The sequence below is a fragment of the Methylobacterium sp. C1 genome (genome assembly GCF_001854385.1).
Classification (GTDB): Bacteria; Pseudomonadota; Alphaproteobacteria; order Rhizobiales; family Beijerinckiaceae; genus Methylobacterium; species Methylobacterium radiotolerans.
In genome coordinates this window covers 6,422,264-6,438,325 of the sequence record NZ_CP017640.1, presented here as the reverse complement: position 1 = coordinate 6,438,325, position 16,062 = coordinate 6,422,264, and the positions used below count along the sequence as shown (strand labels likewise).

General features: G+C 71.7%; 13 protein-coding genes and 2 tRNA genes. 13 read left to right on the top strand and 2 right to left on the bottom strand.

What is annotated here, in order from left to right:
• Positions 1–23: 23 nt before the first annotated feature.
• The 3 genes from BKE41_RS29740 to BKE41_RS29730 all read left to right on the top strand — a co-directional run bounded on the left by BKE41_RS29740 (position 24) and on the right by BKE41_RS29730 (position 779).
• Positions 24–410, top strand: a complete 387-nt coding sequence (locus BKE41_RS29740) for a TIGR02300 family protein (RefSeq protein ID WP_012322502.1) — start codon at positions 24–26, stop codon at positions 408–410.
• 162 nt (positions 411–572) lie between these two features.
• Positions 573–648, top strand: a tRNA-Ala gene (locus BKE41_RS29735).
• 55 nt (positions 649–703) lie between these two features.
• Positions 704–779 (top strand) — tRNA-Ala (locus BKE41_RS29730).
• 98 nt (positions 780–877) lie between these two features.
• On the opposite strand, the gene BKE41_RS29725 is transcribed toward BKE41_RS29730, so the two are convergent.
• Complete coding sequence (locus BKE41_RS29725) at positions 878–1,366, bottom strand: Lrp/AsnC family transcriptional regulator (RefSeq protein WP_012322501.1); 489 nt, start codon at positions 1,364–1,366, stop codon at positions 878–880.
• 198 nt (positions 1,367–1,564) lie between these two features.
• Between BKE41_RS29725 and mdeB the strand changes: the two genes are divergently transcribed.
• The 6 genes from mdeB (at position 1,565) to BKE41_RS29695 (ending at position 9,167) form a co-directional block, all read left to right on the top strand.
• Complete coding sequence (mdeB, locus tag BKE41_RS29720) at positions 1,565–4,240, top strand: alpha-ketoglutarate dehydrogenase (protein WP_012322500.1); 2,676 nt, start codon at positions 1,565–1,567, stop codon at positions 4,238–4,240.
• Positions 4,241–4,315: 75 nt separating this feature from the next.
• Positions 4,316–5,677, top strand: a complete 1,362-nt coding sequence (locus tag BKE41_RS29715; RefSeq protein ID WP_071000605.1) for a 2-oxo acid dehydrogenase subunit E2 — start codon at positions 4,316–4,318, stop codon at positions 5,675–5,677.
• An 11-nt stretch (positions 5,678–5,688) separates the two neighbouring features.
• Entirely contained in the window at positions 5,689–7,410 is a 1,722-nt protein-coding gene (gene lpdA / locus BKE41_RS29710; protein ID WP_071000800.1) for a dihydrolipoyl dehydrogenase, read from the top strand.
• A gap of 190 nt (positions 7,411–7,600) precedes the next feature.
• Positions 7,601–8,347, top strand: coding sequence for a hypothetical protein (locus tag BKE41_RS29705; RefSeq protein WP_059409162.1), 747 nt, complete (start codon positions 7,601–7,603; stop codon positions 8,345–8,347).
• A 35-nt stretch (positions 8,348–8,382) separates the two neighbouring features.
• Positions 8,383–8,793, top strand: coding sequence for a DUF2147 domain-containing protein (locus tag BKE41_RS29700; protein WP_071000604.1), 411 nt, complete (start codon positions 8,383–8,385; stop codon positions 8,791–8,793).
• Positions 8,794–8,897: 104 nt separating this feature from the next.
• On the top strand, positions 8,898–9,167 hold the full coding sequence (locus tag BKE41_RS29695; protein ID WP_012322495.1) for a hypothetical protein: 270 nt from the start codon (positions 8,898–8,900) through the stop codon (positions 9,165–9,167).
• Positions 9,168–9,337: 170 nt separating this feature from the next.
• Here the strand turns inward: BKE41_RS29695 and alaS are convergent, their stop codons facing one another.
• Positions 9,338–12,016, bottom strand: a complete 2,679-nt coding sequence (gene alaS, locus BKE41_RS29690) for an alanine--tRNA ligase (RefSeq protein ID WP_029359418.1) — start codon at positions 12,014–12,016, stop codon at positions 9,338–9,340.
• Positions 12,017–12,245: 229 nt separating this feature from the next.
• On the opposite strand from alaS, the gene BKE41_RS29685 reads away from it, so the two are divergent.
• The 4 genes from BKE41_RS29685 to BKE41_RS29670 all read left to right on the top strand — a co-directional run bounded on the left by BKE41_RS29685 (position 12,246) and on the right by BKE41_RS29670 (position 16,028).
• A complete protein-coding gene (locus tag BKE41_RS29685; RefSeq protein WP_012322493.1) occupies positions 12,246–13,412 on the top strand; it encodes a transglycosylase SLT domain-containing protein in 1,167 nt (388 codons plus the stop codon).
• Between the two features lie 120 nt (positions 13,413–13,532).
• Positions 13,533–14,129: a response regulator gene (locus BKE41_RS29680; protein WP_012322492.1), complete on the top strand. Its 597-nt coding sequence runs from the start codon at positions 13,533–13,535 to the stop codon at positions 14,127–14,129.
• A 73-nt stretch (positions 14,130–14,202) separates the two neighbouring features.
• The gene (locus tag BKE41_RS29675; RefSeq protein ID WP_071000603.1) at positions 14,203–15,132 is read left to right on the top strand and encodes a transglutaminase family protein; all 930 of its coding nucleotides are present in this window, start codon (positions 14,203–14,205) and stop codon (positions 15,130–15,132) included.
• A 77-nt stretch (positions 15,133–15,209) separates the two neighbouring features.
• Positions 15,210–16,028: a transglutaminase family protein gene (locus BKE41_RS29670; RefSeq protein WP_071000799.1), complete on the top strand. Its 819-nt coding sequence runs from the start codon at positions 15,210–15,212 to the stop codon at positions 16,026–16,028.
• Positions 16,029–16,062 lie beyond the last annotated feature (34 nt).

Sequence of the window (16,062 nt, the reverse complement as noted above, 5' to 3'; positions counted from 1 at the left end):
TACTGACGACGAGGTGTCCGCCCGTGGCCCGACCGGAACTTGGCTTGAAGCGCCAGTGCATGAGCTGCGGCGCGAAGTTCTACGACCTCGCCCGCGATCCCGCCGTCTGCCCGAAATGCGGCGCGGTCTACCAAGCGGTCGCCACGTCCAGCCGTGCGGCGCCCCCGGCACTGTCGCGGGGGCCGGCCAACAACGACGATGAGGACGAGACGGACGAGAAGGGGCCGGAGATGGTCTCCCTCGACGAAGTCGAAGCCGCAGAGGACGACGCGGATCCGACGCCCGAGGACGACTCGGTCGAGGACGGGGACTCTTCGGACGACGACACCTTCTTGGAGGAAGAGGACGCCGGCGACGACGACGTCTCCGACCTGATCGACGGCGATATCGAGAACGACGAGGAGGGTTGAGGCGGCCTCCATACCCCCGACCCAGCCCCCCGCAGAAACCTCGGGCGGCAGCGAAAAAGGGGGTTGAGTCCGCGAGGCGAGCCGCCTATAGAACCGGCCTCGCCGGCCGCGACCCGGAACGGCGAGACCCCGCGGGACCCAAACCGCGGCGGGTGTTAAAGTGGGGCCTTAGCTCAGCTGGGAGAGCGCTTCCATGGCATGGAAGAGGTCATCGGTTCGATCCCGTTAGGCTCCACCATTCCACCCTTGCGTGACGCAGCCCTGTCGGGGATGCGGACCGCTGTTGAAAATATGGGGCCTTAGCTCAGCTGGGAGAGCGCTTCCATGGCATGGAAGAGGTCATCGGTTCGATCCCGTTAGGCTCCACCATTCCTCTCGCGCGCGACGCGGCCCTCTCGGGCCTCCGCCCCCGAGATCCTTCGGTCCTCTAGATTCGACACCGGGAGCCCAGGCGGTCGCCGCGCTCGTCAGCGGGTCAGGTGCCCGAGCGGCAGGGCGGTCGTGTACTTCACCTGCCCGAGCGCGAAGCTCGAGCGGATGTTGGCCACGCCGGGGATCCGCGTGAGGTGATCGAGGACGAGCTTCTGGTACTGGCCGAGATCCTCGACCACGACCCGGAGCATGTAGTCGGCCTCGCCGCTCATCAGGTAGCACTCCATCACCTCCGGTCGGCCGCGCACCGCCTCGTCGAACGCCTGGAGCGCGGCCTGGGTCTGCTTCTCCAGCGACACGTGGACGAACACGTTGACCGCGAGCCCGAGACTGAGCGGGTCGACCACCGCCACGCAGCCGCGGATCACGCCCGCCTCCTTCAGGTCGTTGACGCGGCGCCAGCACGGCGACGTCGACAGACCCACCCGTTCGGCGAGGTCCGCGACGCTGATCTCGCTGTCCTGCTGCAAGCATTCGAGGATGCGCAAGCTCGCGGCGTCGAGGGCGGCCGGACGTGCGGGCATGGGTTCGATCTCCGGTCTCCGGCCGCTGTGCGCAGCCACGGGCGCCGGATCGGGAGCAATGACCGGCGCGGCATGATTTGCCGCCTATAACCGGCATCGCGAAATATCAATCCGCGCAACGCGGAAACACAGCAAATAATCGGCATGTCCCGCCGCGGCGATCCCCGTATGATCGCGCTGAACAGGGAGGCCGCGCCGATGAACGCCATACCGCCGAAAGCCACGATCGCGCGGTCCGCCGAGGTGGATCACGACCCGGCCGAGACCCAGGACTGGCTCGCCGCGCTGGAATCCGTCTTCCGCACCGAGGGCGCGGCCCGGGCCCGGTTCATCCTCGACCGCCTGGAGCGGCGCTCGAAGGAGATCGGCATCCTCGACGAGGCCCTGCCCTACTCGCCCTACCGGAACACGATCGCGCTGGAGAAGCAGCCGCGCTACCCCGGCGACCTCGACATCGAGGAGCGCCTGACCTCGATCATGCGCTGGAACGCCCTCGCCATGGTGGTGCGCGCCAATATGGCCTACGGCGAGCTCGGCGGCCACGTGGCGAGCTACGCCTCGGCGGCGGAGCTGTTCGAGGTCGGGTTCAACCACTTCTTCAAGGGCGGCACGGACGGCGACCTCGTCTATTTCCAGCCGCACTCGGCGCCGGGCGTCTACGCCCGGGCCTTCCTCGAGGGCCGGCTCTCCGAGGAGCAGCTGAAGCACTACCGCCAGGAGATCGCCGGCGACGGGCTGTGCTCCTACCCGCATCCCTGGCTGATGCCGGATTTCTGGCAGGTCCCCACCGGCTCGATGGGCATCGGGCCGATCCACGCGGTCTACCAGGCGCGATTCATGCGCTACCTCGGCGACCGGGGCCTCGCCGACACCGCCGGCCGCCACGTCTGGGGCGTGTTCGGCGACGGCGAGATGGACGAGCCCGAGTCGATCGGCGGCCTCGCGTTGGCGGCACGCGAGAATCTCGACAACCTGACCTTCGTCATCAACTGCAACCTGCAGCGGCTCGACGGGCCGGTGCGCGGCAACGGCCAGATCATCCAGGAGCTGGAGAGCCTGTTCCGCGGCGCCGGCTGGAACGTCATCAAGGTGCTGTGGGGCTCGGAGTGGGACGGGATCTTCGCCCGCGACACCAACCACGCCCTGCTGCGCCGCTTCGCCGAGACGGTGGACGGCAAGTACCAGACGCTCGGCGCCAAGGACGGCGCCTACAACCTCGCGCACTTCTTCGGCGAGGACCCGGAGGTGCGCGAGCTCGTCGCCCACATGTCGGACGCCGACGTCGACCGGCTGAAGCGCGGCGGCCACGACTTCCGCAAGCTCTACGCGGCCTTCGCGGCCGCCAAGGCCACCAAGGGCCGGCCGACGGTGATCCTGGCCAAGACCAAGAAGGGCTACGGCATGGGCGGCGCGGGCGAGTCGCGCATGACCGCCCACCAGGCCAAGAAGCTCGACGTCGACGCGCTGCGGGCGTTCCGCGACCGGTTCGCCCTGCCGCTGTCGGATGCCCAGGTGGAGGGTCTCGCCTTCTACAAGCCGGCCGAGGACGGCGCCGAGATGCGCTACCTGCGCGAGCGCCGGGAGACACTCGGCGGCGTCCTGCCGGCTCGCCGCCGCACCGCGCCGACCGTCGCGGTTCCGGCGCTCTCCACTTACGCGGGCTTCGCCCTGGAGGCCGGCGGCAAGGAGATGTCGACGACCACGGCGGTGGTGCGCCTGTTCGGCAACCTCCTGAAGCACAAGGATCTCGGGCCGCGCATCGTGCCGATCGTCGCCGACGAGGCGCGGACCTTCGGCATGGCCAACCTGTTCCGGCAGGTCGGGATCTACGCGCCGCAGGGGCAGCTCTACGAGCCGGAGGATGCCGGCTCCATGCTCTACTACCGCGAGGCCCGGGACGGGCAGCTATTGGAGGAGGGCATCACCGAGGCCGGGGCGATCTCGTCCTGGACCGCGGCGGCCACGTCCTACAGCGTCCACGGCCTGTCGATGCTGCCGTTCTACATCTACTACTCGATGTTCGGCTTCCAGCGAGTCGGCGACCTGATCTGGGCGGCGGCCGACCAGCGGGCCCGCGGCTTCCTGATCGGCGCCACGGCGGGCCGCACGACGCTCGGCGGCGAGGGCCTGCAGCATCAGGACGGATCGAGCCACATGCAGGCCGCCGCGATCCCGAACTGCCGGGCCTACGATCCGGCCTTCGCGTACGAGATGGCGGTGATCGTCGACCGGGGGGCCCGGGCGATGATGGAGGAGGGCGAGGACGCCTTCTACTACCTCACCGCGATGAACGAGAACTACGCCCAGCCCTCCATGCCGCAGGGAGCGGAGGCCGGGATCCTGAAGGGCATGTACCGCCTGTCGGGGCCTGAGGCGGGAAGCGCCGCCGTGCGCCTCCTCGGCTCCGGAGCGATCCTGCCGGAGGTGATCGCGGCGGCGGCGCTGCTCGCGCAGGATTTCGGCGTCGCGGCCGAGGTGTTCAGCGTGACGAGCTTCAGCGAGCTGGCCCGCGATGCCCGCGAGGCCGAGCGGCAGGCGATGCTCAACCCGGAGGCCGAGGCGCCGGTCAGCCACGTGGCGGCGCTGCTGCCGGGCCCGGCGCCCGTCGTCGCGGCGAGCGACTACGTCCGGGCCTACCCGCAGCTGATCGCCTCCTATGTCGGCGCGCGATTCGTCGCCCTCGGCACCGACGGGTTCGGGCGGAGCGACACCCGCAACGCGCTCCGCCGCTTCTTCGAGGTCGACCGGCAGCACGTCGTCGTCGCCGCCCTGCACGCCCTCGCCGAGGCCGGCACGGTGCCGCGTGCGACGGTGGCGGACGCGATCCGCCGCTACAGCATCGCGGCGGACGCGCCCGCGCCCTGGACGATCTGAGGCCGGGCGCCCCGCCGAGGGGCGCCGCCCGTCCCACCCCTTCTCCGAACGCCCGACCTACGGACATCCGACCGCATGAGCGCCGCGCTGCAGATCGCCCTTCCGGATATCGGCGACTACCGGGACGTGCCGGTCATCGAGCTTCTGGTGAAGCCCGGCGACCGTCTCGCGGTGGACGACCTGATCCTGAGCATCGAGTCCGACAAGGCCACCATGGAGGTCCCCTCCCCGGTCGCCGGCATCGTGCGCGAGTTGCTGGTCGCGGTGGGGTCGAAGGTGTCGGAGGGAACGCCGATCCTGACGGTGGAGCCCGCGGAGGGCGGCGGGGCCGCACCGGTGCCTGACACATCGCCCGCTGTCGCGGCCTCGGCGCCCCCCGACCGGAGCGCGGCGCCCCTCTCCCGTGCGGGAGAGGGACAGGGTGAGAGATCAGGGCATTCCGGAGACGGCGCCCCCCTCACCCCGCCCCTCTCCCGGACGGCAGACGGAGTCGGTCGCGCCTCGTCGGAGCCGATTCAGGCGACCCGCGGCGACGTGCATGCCAGCCCGTCCGTCCGCCAGCTCGCCCGCGAGCTCGGCGTGGGTCTCGACCGCGTCGCCGCCACCGGGCCGAAGGGGCGGATCCTGCGCGAGGACGTGCACGCCTTCGTCAAGGCGGCCCTCGGTGCGCCGGCCCAGGCGCCCGTCGCCGCGTCCGGGATCGGCGCCGGCCTACCGCCCTGGCCGGAGGTGGACTTCGCCAAGTACGGGCCGGTCCGGCGCGAACCGTTGTCGCGCATCCAGAGCCTCTCGGGGGCGAATCTCAGCCGCAACTGGCTGACGATCCCGCACGTGACCAATTTCGACCGTGCCGACGTCACCGAGATCGAGTCGTTCCGGCTCGGCCTGAACAAGGAGACGCGCACGCCGCCTGCCCGGGTCACCATGGTCGCCTTCCTGATCAAGGCGGCGGCCTCGGCGCTGCGCGCCTACCCGCGATTCAACGCCTCGCTCGAGGGCGGCGACCTCGTCCTGAAGGGCTACGTCCATGTCGGCTTCGCGGTGGATACGCCGAAGGGCCTGATGGTGCCGGTGGTGCGCGACTGCGACCGCAAGGGCCTCATCGAGATCGCCACCGAGATGGCCGCGATGGCCGAGAAGGCCCGGTCCGGAACCCTTCCGGGCTCCGACATGCAGGGCGGCTGCTTCTCGGTCTCGTCGCTCGGCGGCATCGGCGGCGACGGCTTCACCCCGATCATCAACGCCCCCGAGGTCGCCATCCTGGGCGCGGCGCGCTCCCGCACCGAGGCGGTGTGGGACGGCAAAGCCTTCCAGCCGCGCCTGATCCTGCCGCTCAGCCTCTCTTGGGACCATCGCGTCGTGGACGGCGTCGCCGCCGCCCGCTTCCTCGGCCACGTGGCGTCGGTCCTGTCGGACCTGCGCCGCGCCCTCCTGTGACGGCCGCCGCCATGCCCGAGACCTTCGACATCCGCGTCCCCGATCTCGGGGACTACGCCGACGTGCCCGTCATCGAGATCCCGGTGGCGCCCGGCCAGCCGGTCGACAAGGACCAGACCCTGCTGGTGGTCGAGTCCGACAAGGCGACGCTGGACATCCCTTCCCCAGCGGCTGGCCGCCTCGTGGAGATGCTGGTCGGCCTCGGCGACACGGTCTCGGCCGGCACCCTCGTCGCCCGCCTCGCGGTCGAGGCGCCCGGCGCGCGCGCCGAGCCGCTCACCGCTCCGGTCCCCGCGCCGCGCCCCGCCGCGCCGCCGCCGGAGCCCCGGGCGGAGGCGGGCTGCGACCTCCTGGTGATCGGCGGCGGACCGGGCGGCTACTCGGCCGCCTTCCGGGCCGCCGATCTCGGGCAGCGGGTGGTCCTGGTCGAGCGCCACGCGACCCTCGGCGGCGTCTGCCTCAACGTGGGCTGCATCCCGTCGAAAGCGCTGCTGCACGTGGCCGCGGTCACCGAGGAGGCCGTCCGGCTGGCCGCGCACGGGATCAGCTTCGGCGCGCCGACGGTCGATCTGGAGAAGCTGCGGACCTTCAAGGCCGGCACTGTCCGCCGCCTCACCGACGGGCTCGCCCAGATGGCGCGCCAGCGCAAGGTCGAGGTGGTCCGCGGGACCGCCCGCTTCACCGGGCCCGACACGGTCTCGGTGACGCTGCACGACGGCGGCACGCGCGACATCACCTTCACGGGCGCCGTCGTGGCGGCGGGCTCGGCGCCGGTGGCCCTGCCGATGCTCCCGGACGACCCGCGGATCGTGAATTCCACCGGGGCGCTGGAACTGCCCGCGGTGCCGCGCCGGCTTCTGGTGATCGGCGGCGGCATCATCGGCCTGGAGATGGCGACCGTCTACAGCGCGCTCGGCGCGCGGGTCGACGTGGTGGAGCGCCTGCCCAGCCTGCTCGAGGGCGTCGACCGGGATCTCGTGAGCGTCTGGACGAAGCGCAACGCGCACCGTTTCGACCGCGTCCTGACGGGGGTCGAGGTCGTCTCCGCCGAGGCGAGACCGGACGGGATCGCCGTGACCTTCTCGGGTGAGGCCGAGCCCGGAACCTACGACCTCGTGCTCCAGGCCGCAGGCCGCCGGCCCAACGGGGCGACGCTCGGTCTCGACGCGGCCGGCGTGGCGCTGGACGGCGGCTTCGTGCCGGTGGACGCCCAGATGCGCACGAACGTGCCGCACATCTTCGCCATCGGCGATTGCGTCGGCCAGCCGATGCTCGCCCACAAGGCGGTGCATCAGGGCCACGTCGCCGCCGAGGCGGCCGCCGGCCACAAGGCCGGGTTCGACGCGGCCGTCATCCCCTCGGTCGCCTACACCGACCCGGAGATCGCCTGGGCCGGACTCACCGAGACGGCCGCGAAGGCGGCCGGGCGGGCCGTCGAGGTGGCGCGCTTCCCCTGGGCCGCTTCGGGCCGGGCCATCGCCAACGGCGCCGATTACGGCCTGACCAAGCTGCTGTTCGACGCGCAGACCAGGCGCGTCGTTGGCGGCGCCATCGTCGGCCCAAGCGCCGGCGACATGATCGGCGAGGTCGCGCTGGCGATCGAGATGGGCGCCGACGCCACCGATATCGGCCGGACGATCCACCCCCACCCGACACTCGGCGAGACCATCGGACTCGCGGCGGAAGCCGGCCTCGGCCTCTGCACCGACCTGCCCCCGTTGGCCCGTCGGTAGGCGCGTCGACGGGCCCAAACTCGGCCGTCCCGACGCGCGGCCGGCTCGACGGATCGCCGCGTGTTGTCTAGATCTCGCCCTCCGTCGCCGGCTCGGCCGGGAAGCGGCCCGGCCGGCGCGTTCTGCCGGGCCTCGGCGCTGCGGCAGCTGGCGAAGATCTGGTGGTTCAGCTGCGAGGATATAGCCCGAGATGCTGTGGCACACCGGAAAGTCTTCCCGCCATGCCGTCCGCATTGTGCCGTCACGGGTGCGGGATCGATCGGCGTGCAGGGACCGTCGGCGCACCGGGCCCGCACCCGGCCTCCGGGTGCCGCCCCTCGCCCTCGCGGTGCTGCTGGGATCGGTCGCGGTGACCGTGTCACCGGGCTGGGCACGCGATGCCGCCGTCGCGCCGAAGCCGGCCGACGCGCCGTCACCGGCCGAGGGACCGCAGGCGCTCATCGCCTCGCTACGCAGCCGCATCCTGGCGGCGCACAGCGCGACCTTCGCCCTTGAGAGCTGGTGTGCCGACTACAAGCTCGCCGGAGACCCGCACCTCGTGGCGGAACGCGTGCCCGTGGCCGACAAGCCCCTGACGGCCGCGCAGCGCGCCCGTCTCGGGATCGGCCCGGACGAGCCGGTGCGCTACCGCCGCGTCCGCCTCGCCTGCGGCGACCGCGTGCTGTCCGAGGCGGATAACTGGTACGTGCCGGCCCGGCTCACGCCGGAGATGAACGCGACGCTGGACACCACCCGCACCCCCTTCGGCCGGGTCGTGCGCCCCCTCGCCCCGGTGCGCAGCACCGTCGAGGTACGCGCGCCGGTGCGGAGCGCCGCGCCCGGACCGGACGATCCGCTCTTCGAGATCGACGCCGTGCTGTCGACCGGGGCCGGGCAGCCGTTCTGCGAGGTCGTCGAGACGTATCTGGGCGGTGCGCTACCGCAGGCATCGCGGTAAGAACCCGACCGCGTTCTCGGTTGGGAGGAACAGGAATGGGTTCGAGGCTTCGTCGCACGATACTGGCTCTGCTCGCGACGGGAGCGGCGTGCGGACCGGCGCTGGCTGTCGACCCGGCCGGCGTCTGGCTGACGGAGACCGGCAGCTCGAAAGTCCGCATCGCGCCCTGCGGCGGCGGCTATTGCGGCACGATCCTCAGCGCGCCCGGGAAGGGGCTCGACGCGAAGAACCCGGATCCGGCCCTGCGCGGCCGCAGCGTCGTCGGCGTCCAGATCCTCGACGCGCGACAGCCCGAAGGCGGCGGCTTCTCGGGGTCTCTCTACAACCCGAATGACGGCAAGACCTATTCCGGTTCGCTGAAGCTCACGGGACCCGACTCGCTCGAGGTCTCCGGCTGCGTCATGAGCGTGTTCTGCAAGCGGCAGACCTGGACGCGCGTGAAGTGAGCGCGCGCGGCCGGTGCCGAAGCGAGACGGTGCCGCGTCGCAACATCGCGGGATCGATCGCGCGCGACCGAGGTTGCCAGGGTCTGGAATCAGCAAGGATTCTCATGACCCGGACATGTCTCGCCGCCCTTCTCGCCCTCGCCACCGTCGCTCCGGCCAGCGCCCAGGTCGAGGCCCGGCCCGTCGCGCCCGCTCCCGGCGCGCCGGGCGTGGTGAGCCAGCAGATCGACGCCACCGGGAACGAAGCCGCCGTGAGCTACTCGCCCACCGGCCGGCCGGCGGACACGATCTCCAACAACTCGGCGGCGGCGGGCAATGCCAACCAGCCGTCGCGGGTCGCGCCGCAGGGCGGTGGTGGCGGCGGCAGCCGGTGATGGCGCCTGCCCCCCGGTGACCCGCGCGGTGCAGGACCCGCGAGGGGGGCCGCGGTGTTCGCCCGGGGCCGGAGCGGGCGCGGGGCCCTCTCGGGGCGACCGCGCCGGTCTCGCGGAGGACGATCGGGCCGCGCCGGTGACGCTGCGGCCGTTCCGCGGGCCGTCGCGCCTCAGGCGGCCTCGGTGAGGGCCTGCGCGACGGCGTCGAGGGCGGCCTCGGCCCCGGCCCCGTTCGGGCCGCCGGCCTGCGCCATGTCGCGGCGGCCGCCGCCGCCCTTCCCGCCGAGCGCCCCGGCGCCGGCCCGGACCAGCCCGACCGCGTCGTAGCGCGCGGTCAGGTCGTCGGTGACGCCGACCACCAGCCCGGCCTTGCCGTCCGGTCCGATGCCGACCACCGCCACGATGCCGGAGCCCAGGCGCTTCTTCTCCTCGTCGACGATCGGCTTGAGGTCGCGCATGTCGAGCCCCTCGATGACGGAGCGGCGGAAGGCGACGCCGCCGATCTCGGTCTGCTGCGCGCCCGTGCCCGGGCCGCCCTCGCCGCCCATGGCGAGCTTGCGGCGGGTCTCGGCCAGCTCGCGCTCCAGGCGCCGCCGATCCTCCATCAGCGCGGTCAGGCGGTCGGGCGCCTCCGCGACCGGCGCCCTGAGGATGCCGGCGAGCGCCGCGAGCGTCCGGGCCTCCTCGGCCCGATGGCGGCGCGCCGCGTCGGCCGTCAGCGCCTCGATCCGGCGCACGCCCGCGCCCACCGCGCTCTCCGCCACGATGGTGATCGCCCCGATGTCGCCGGTGCGCGCGGCGTGGGTGCCGCCGCAGAGCTCCACGGAGAAGTTCCTGGCGCGCGGTTGCGCGGCCTCGCCGTCGACCGGCAGCCCCATCGAGACCACCCGCACCTCGTCGCCGTACTTCTCGCCGAACAGCGCGCGGGCGCCCGACGCGATCGCGTCGTCGACCGCCATCAGCTTCGTGACGACGGGCGCGTTCTGCAGCAGCACCGCGTTGGCGATGTCCTCGACCCGGGCGAGTTCGTCGGCCTCGATCGGCTTCGGGTGGCTGATGTCGAAGCGCAGGCGCTCGGGGCTGACCAGGGAGCCCTTCTGAGCGACGTGGTCGCCCAGAACCTGCCGCAGGGCCTCGTGCAGCAGGTGGGTGGCCGAGTGGTTGGCCCGGATCGCCTTCCGGCGGACGTTGTCGACCTTGAGCTCGACCGGCTGGTCGAGGCTCAGAGCCCCCTCCTCGACAGTGACGTGGTGGACGAACACGTCGCCGAGCTTCTTCTGTGTGTCGGTGACCCGCGCCCGCACGCCCGGAGCCAGGATCAGCCCGGTATCGCCGACCTGGCCGCCCGATTCTCCGTAGAACGGCGTCTGGTTGACGAGCACGAGGCCGGTCTGGCCCGCCGCGAGGGTGGTCACCTCGGCGCCGTCGCGCAGGAGCGCCGTGACGATGCCCTCGGCGTTCTCTGTCTCGTAGCCCAGGAACTCCGTGGCGCCGACGCGCTCGCGCAGGCCGAACCACACCGTCTCGGTGGCCGCTTCGCCGGAGCCCTTCCAGGCCTCGCGGGCCGCCTGCTTCTGGCGCTGCATCGCCGCCGCGAAGGCGTCGGTGTCCACGCCGATGCCGCGGGCCTTGAGGGCGTCCTGCGTCAGGTCGAGGGGGAAACCGTAGGTGTCGTAGAGGGTGAAGGCGGTCTCGCCGGAGAGCTTGTCGCCCTCCCGGAGGTCGCGGCTCTCGGCGTCGAGGATCGACAGGCCCCGCTCCAGAGTGCGGCGGAAGCGGGTCTCCTCGAGCTTCAGGGTCTCGGCGATCAGGCTCTCGGCCCGCATCAGCTCCGGGTAGGCCTGGCCCATCTCGCGCACGAGGGTCGGCACGAGGCGGAACATGGTGGGCTCGCGAGCGCCGAGGATCTCGGCGTGACGCATGGCCCGGCGCATGATCCGGCGCAGCACGTAGCCGCGGCCCTCGTTGCCCGGCAGCACGCCGTCGGCCACCAGGAAGGAGGACGCCCGCAGGTGGTCGGCGATCACCCGGTAGGACGCCATCGTGGCCGGCTCCGGCGCCCGCGAGACCGCGTGAGCGACGGCGTCGATCAGGGCGCGGAACAGGTCGGTGTCGTAGTTCGAGTGGACGCCCTGGAGGATCGCCGCCATGCGCTCCAGGCCCATGCCGGTGTCGATCGACGGCCGCGGCAGCGGGTTCCGGACGCCCGGCTCCAGCTGCTCGTACTGCATGAACACGAGGTTCCAGAACTCGAGGAAGCGGTCGCCGTCCTCGTCCGGCGAGCCGGGCGGGCCGCCCTGCAGCGCCGGGCCCTGGTCGATGAAGATCTCCGAGCAGGGGCCGCACGGGCCGGTATCGCCCATCTGCCAGAAATTGTCGGAGGTCCCGATCCGGATGATCTTGTCGTCGGAGAAGCCGGCGATCTTCTTCCACAGGCCTGCGGCCTCGTCGTCGTCGGCGTAGACGGTGACGAGGAGCTTGTCGGGCTTGAGGCCGAACTCCTTGGTGATCAGCGTCCAGGCCAGCTCGATCGCGCGGTCCTTGAAGTAGTCGCCGAATGAGAAGTTGCCGAGCATCTCGAAGAACGTGTGATGGCGCGCGGTGTACCCGACATTGTCGAGGTCGTTGTGCTTGCCGCCGGCCCGCACGCATTTCTGCGCCGTCGTCGCCCGGTCGTAGGCGCGCTTCTCCATCCCGGTGAAGACGTTCTTGAACTGCACCATGCCGGCATTCGTGAACATCAGCGTCGGGTCGTTCTTCGGCACGAGGCTCGAGGACGGCACGACCTCGTGGCCCGCCTTGGCGAAGTAGTCGAGGAAGGTCGACCGGATCTCGTTGACGCCGCTCATCGGGGCTGACTCTGGCAGGACGGACGGGAAAGGGCGGCCGCGCGTCATCCGCCCGGCGCCCGCATGGCGCCCTCTTAAGGAGGGATGCCGCGCGAGTCACGGGCGGCCTGCCCCGAAATCTCCTCGGGACGCCGCAACTCGGCCACAAGCACGGCCGTGTTGTCGCCACATCTGTCAAGCGATGGTGAGTCCGTCGCGCCACGACGGCGTGTGGAGAGTCGGGATAACGATGCAGGGCCGCACGGTCGGATCGCCGAGGACCATCGCCGGTAAGCAGGGCCATTTCGGCTCGGGCCGCGCCGACGTGATCGCCGCACAGCCCATGCTGGGCCGCGCCCATGGCAGCCGCCCCGCGCTATTCCGCTCGCTGCTCACCGTCTCGATGATCGCGGGCGGCCTCAGCGCCGCGCTGATCGGATCGGGCGTGGACCTCGCCAAAGTCGGCCTGTCGCCCGCCGTGTCGGTGGCGGAGGCCGCTACCGAGATCCCGATGCCGCGCCCGCGCATCCACACCGTCGCCCTCAGCACCCCGCTCGAGCAGACGCCGCTGCGCGCAGCCGCCAGCTTCGCCCCGGTTCACGACCTCGACACCGAGCTCGGCTCCAACACGGTCGACCGGGTGTCGTACGACTTCCTGCTCTCGGAGAGCGCCGTCGGCGACCCGAACGACATCCTCGAGTTCGGCCCGATGAAGATCCGGCGCCACCTCGTGCAGACGATCGTCCGGGCGGCCCAGGCGGTCCAGACCGATCCGGTGCTGCTGATGGCGGTGGCCGACAAGGAATCGAGTTTCGTCACGGCGGTCCAGGCCAAGACCTCCTCGGCGACGGGCCTCTACCAGTTCATCGAGCGGACCTGGCTCGGCGTGGTGCGCGACTTCGGCGCCAAGTACGGGCTGGAGAAGGAGGCCGCGCTGATCACATCCGACGCCAACGACCGGCCGGTGATCACCGATCCGGCGGAGCGCGCCCGGGTGCTGGAACTGCGCCGCGACCCGTACCTGTCGGCCCTCATGGCCGGCGAGATGCTGAAGCGCGACGCCGCCCGCATCGCCCTGCGCATCGGCCGCGAGCTGACCCTCGGCGAGGTCTACCTCGCTCACTTCCTCGGGCCGGACGATGCCGAGGAGTTCCTCGCCAACGTCGTGAACAAGCCGGCCGCCGCCGCGGCGGCGCTGCTCCCGGGTCCCGCCCGCGCCAACCGCTCGATCTTCTTCGCAGCCGGGCGCTTCGTCGGGCGCGGCCGCCACCGCAAGCCCCTGAGCCTGTCGGTCGCGCAGGTGCACGAGAAGTTCGAGGCGATGATGAGCACCCGCGGGACGCGCTATCAGAACGTCCGCCAGGTCTCCGGAATCATGGCGTATGCCGACGCCGACGCCGGCCTCGTCACGCAGTAACGGCCCTGTGACGCCGGGCGGGATTCCGAACCCCCGGCGCAACCAGCGGCGGATTGCCGACTTTCCTCCTGTGAGCGCCGAGTCCTCGAGCGGCGCGGAAGTCGACTTCGGGGGGAGTCCTTGAAAAAGCACCAGACGAGCGCACCCCTGCCGCTCACCGATACGCTGTCACCGGGTATTCCGCTCGACCAGATCGGTCAGACACTGGCGTCGTTCTACGATAAGCTCGTCACCGAGGGCGTGCCGGAGCACCTCGCCGCCCTGGTCCGCCGCGTCCGGCAGAGCGAGGACGACGAGACCGCCCGGAGCGGGCCAGACGTCGCGGTGCCCGAGGCCGATCCGCCGCGCCTCGCCCTCGTCGTCGAGGACGATCCTGAGATCCGCGCCCTGGCCGAAACCCTCCTGGAAGAGACCGAGCTCGACGTGGTCGGCTGCGACAGCGCCGAGGCCGCCCTGTCGGTCCTCCAGGCGCGCGGCGGCGACGTCGCGCTGGTCTTCGCCGATGTCCGGCTGGCCGGACAGATGGACGGCCTTCAGCTGGCGCGCGCCGTGGCGACGCTGTGGCCGCGGGCCCGGCTGGTGATCACCTCCGGCCATGGCCTGCCGCGCCCCGAGCTGCCGGCCGAGGCGGTCTTCATCGCGAAGCCCTGGCGCCCCCTCGACGTGCTCGTCGAGGCGGAGCGCGCCGCGGCCGATCCGGCTCCCCCGGTGGTCTGAGGCGCTCCGCGCGGACGGGCCCGGCCCTTGCATCGCCGGTGAGCGTGTCGGCGCGAGCCCGGAGCCTGCGACCTTGCCGATCCTCTCCGTCCGCCACCGCACGGTCTACCGGTACCGGCGTCCGGTCGCCTTCGGCGAGCACCGGATCATGTTCCGGCCGCGCGACAGCTACGACCAGCGGCTGATCGCGGCGACCCTCGACATCACCCCGGAGCCGGCCTCGCTGCGCTGGCTGTTCGACGTGTTCGGCAACTGCGTGGCGGTCGCGACCTTCGACACCCGGGCCGAGACCCTGACGTTCAACTGCGGCATCACCCTCGACCACGCACCGGAGCACGCGCCGGTCTTCCCGCTGGCGCCGCACGCGACCCACTACCCGTTCGGCTACGGGGCCGAGGACATGCCGGACCTCGCCCGATCCATCGAGCGGCAGTGGCCGGACCCGCGGCACGAGGTCGATGCCTGGGCGCGGAGCTTCCTGCCGCCCGAGGGCCGGATCCCGACGCAGGAGCTGCTCGCCGCGATGACGCGCAGCGTGCGGGCGAACTTCACCTACCTCGCCCGCTCCGAGAAAGGCGTGCAGGACCCGCTGACGACCCTGCGCACCAAGCTCGGCTCGTGCCGGGACTTCGCGGTGCTGATGATGGAGGGCGTCCGGGCACTCGGCATGGCCGCCCGCTTCGTCTCCGGATACCTCTACAACCCGCGCAACGACCGTGCGCGCCACGTCGGCGGCGGCTCCACCCACGCGTGGCTGCAGGTCTACCTGCCGGGCGCCGGCTGGGTCGAGTTCGACCCGACCAACGGCATCGTGGGCAATCGCGACCTGATCCGCGTGGCCGTGACCCGCGACCCCGCGCAGGCGGTGCCGCTGCACGGCTCCTTCTTCGGCCTCGCCAGCGACGATCTCGGCATGCGCGTCGACGTCGACGTGGTGGAGCTGCCCGCCGACGGGCCGGCGGCCCGAACCGTGCAGGGGCCGCACACGTCCCTGGCGCGTTGAGTCCCCTCGAGCACCGGGACCCGGAACGAGCGTGCGTGGCGACCCCGCGCGGAAGGCGACAGAGCAAGGTGGCCGCGATGAAGATCAGGACCGGTTTCGATATTGCCTTCACGCTGTCGCAGCCGACGCCGATGATCCTGATGCTGAGCGTCCATCCCGCGCGGACCGGGGACGTGCTGACCCCGCAGGCGATCCGGTTCGACCCGCCGGTCGAGGCGCGCGAGTACCGGGACGTCTTCGACAACATCTGCCACCGCATCGTCGCGCCGCCGGGCCAGCTGACGATCGCGGCCGATTTCACGGTTCAGGATTCGGGTCAGCCGGACCCGGTCGTGCCTGAGGCCCGGCAGATCCCCGTCCAAGACCTTCCTGACGACGTCCTGATCTTCCTCCTGGGCTCGCGCTACTGCGACACCGACAAGCTCTCGCAGACCGCGTGGTCCCTGTTCGGCGGCACCCCGGAGGGCTGGGCACGGGTCCAGGCGATCGTCGACTACACGCACGAGCGGATCCGCTTCGACTATCAGCGCGCCGACGCCACCCGGAGCGCGCACGATGCCTTCATGCAGCGCGAGGGCGTGTGCCGGGACTTCGCGCATCTGGCGATCACCCTGTGCCGGTGCATGAACATCCCGGCGCGCTACGCCACCGGCTACCTCGGCGATATCTGCGTCCCGAAGGACCCGGCGCCGATGGACTTCTCGGCGTGGTTCGAGGTCTTCCTCGAGGGGCCCGAGGGACCGCGCTGGTACACGTTCGACGCCCGCCACAACCGGCCCCGCATCGGCCGCATCGTCATGGCCCGCGGGCGCGACGCCACCGACTGCGCCATCTCGACGAACTTCGGTTACGCCCACCTCGCGCGCTTCGACGTCCACACGGACGAGATCCCCTGAGCCGAACACGCCTTCGTGATGAGGCGCACCGCAC

What these genes read in the sequence shown, in the direction of transcription:
- lpdA (WP_071000800.1), top strand. Translation starts at nt 5,689, where the DNA reads ATGCCCGAGACCTTCGACATCCGCGTCCCCGATCTCGGGGACTACGCC.
- BKE41_RS29715 (WP_071000605.1), top strand. Translation starts at nt 4,316, where the DNA reads ATGAGCGCCGCGCTGCAGATCGCCCTTCCGGATATCGGCGACTACCGG.
- alaS (WP_029359418.1), bottom strand. Translation starts at nt 12,016, where the DNA reads ATGAGCGGCGTCAACGAGATCCGGTCGACCTTCCTCGACTACTTCGCC.
- BKE41_RS29705 (WP_059409162.1), top strand. Translation starts at nt 7,601, where the DNA reads ATGCTGTGGCACACCGGAAAGTCTTCCCGCCATGCCGTCCGCATTGTG.
- BKE41_RS29725 (WP_012322501.1), bottom strand. Translation starts at nt 1,366, where the DNA reads ATGCCCGCACGTCCGGCCGCCCTCGACGCCGCGAGCTTGCGCATCCTC.
- BKE41_RS29695 (WP_012322495.1), top strand. Translation starts at nt 8,898, where the DNA reads ATGACCCGGACATGTCTCGCCGCCCTTCTCGCCCTCGCCACCGTCGCT.
- BKE41_RS29670 (WP_071000799.1), top strand. Translation starts at nt 15,210, where the DNA reads ATGAAGATCAGGACCGGTTTCGATATTGCCTTCACGCTGTCGCAGCCG.
- mdeB (WP_012322500.1), top strand. Translation starts at nt 1,565, where the DNA reads ATGAACGCCATACCGCCGAAAGCCACGATCGCGCGGTCCGCCGAGGTG.
- BKE41_RS29685 (WP_012322493.1), top strand. Translation starts at nt 12,246, where the DNA reads ATGCAGGGCCGCACGGTCGGATCGCCGAGGACCATCGCCGGTAAGCAG.
- BKE41_RS29700 (WP_071000604.1), top strand. Translation starts at nt 8,383, where the DNA reads ATGGGTTCGAGGCTTCGTCGCACGATACTGGCTCTGCTCGCGACGGGA.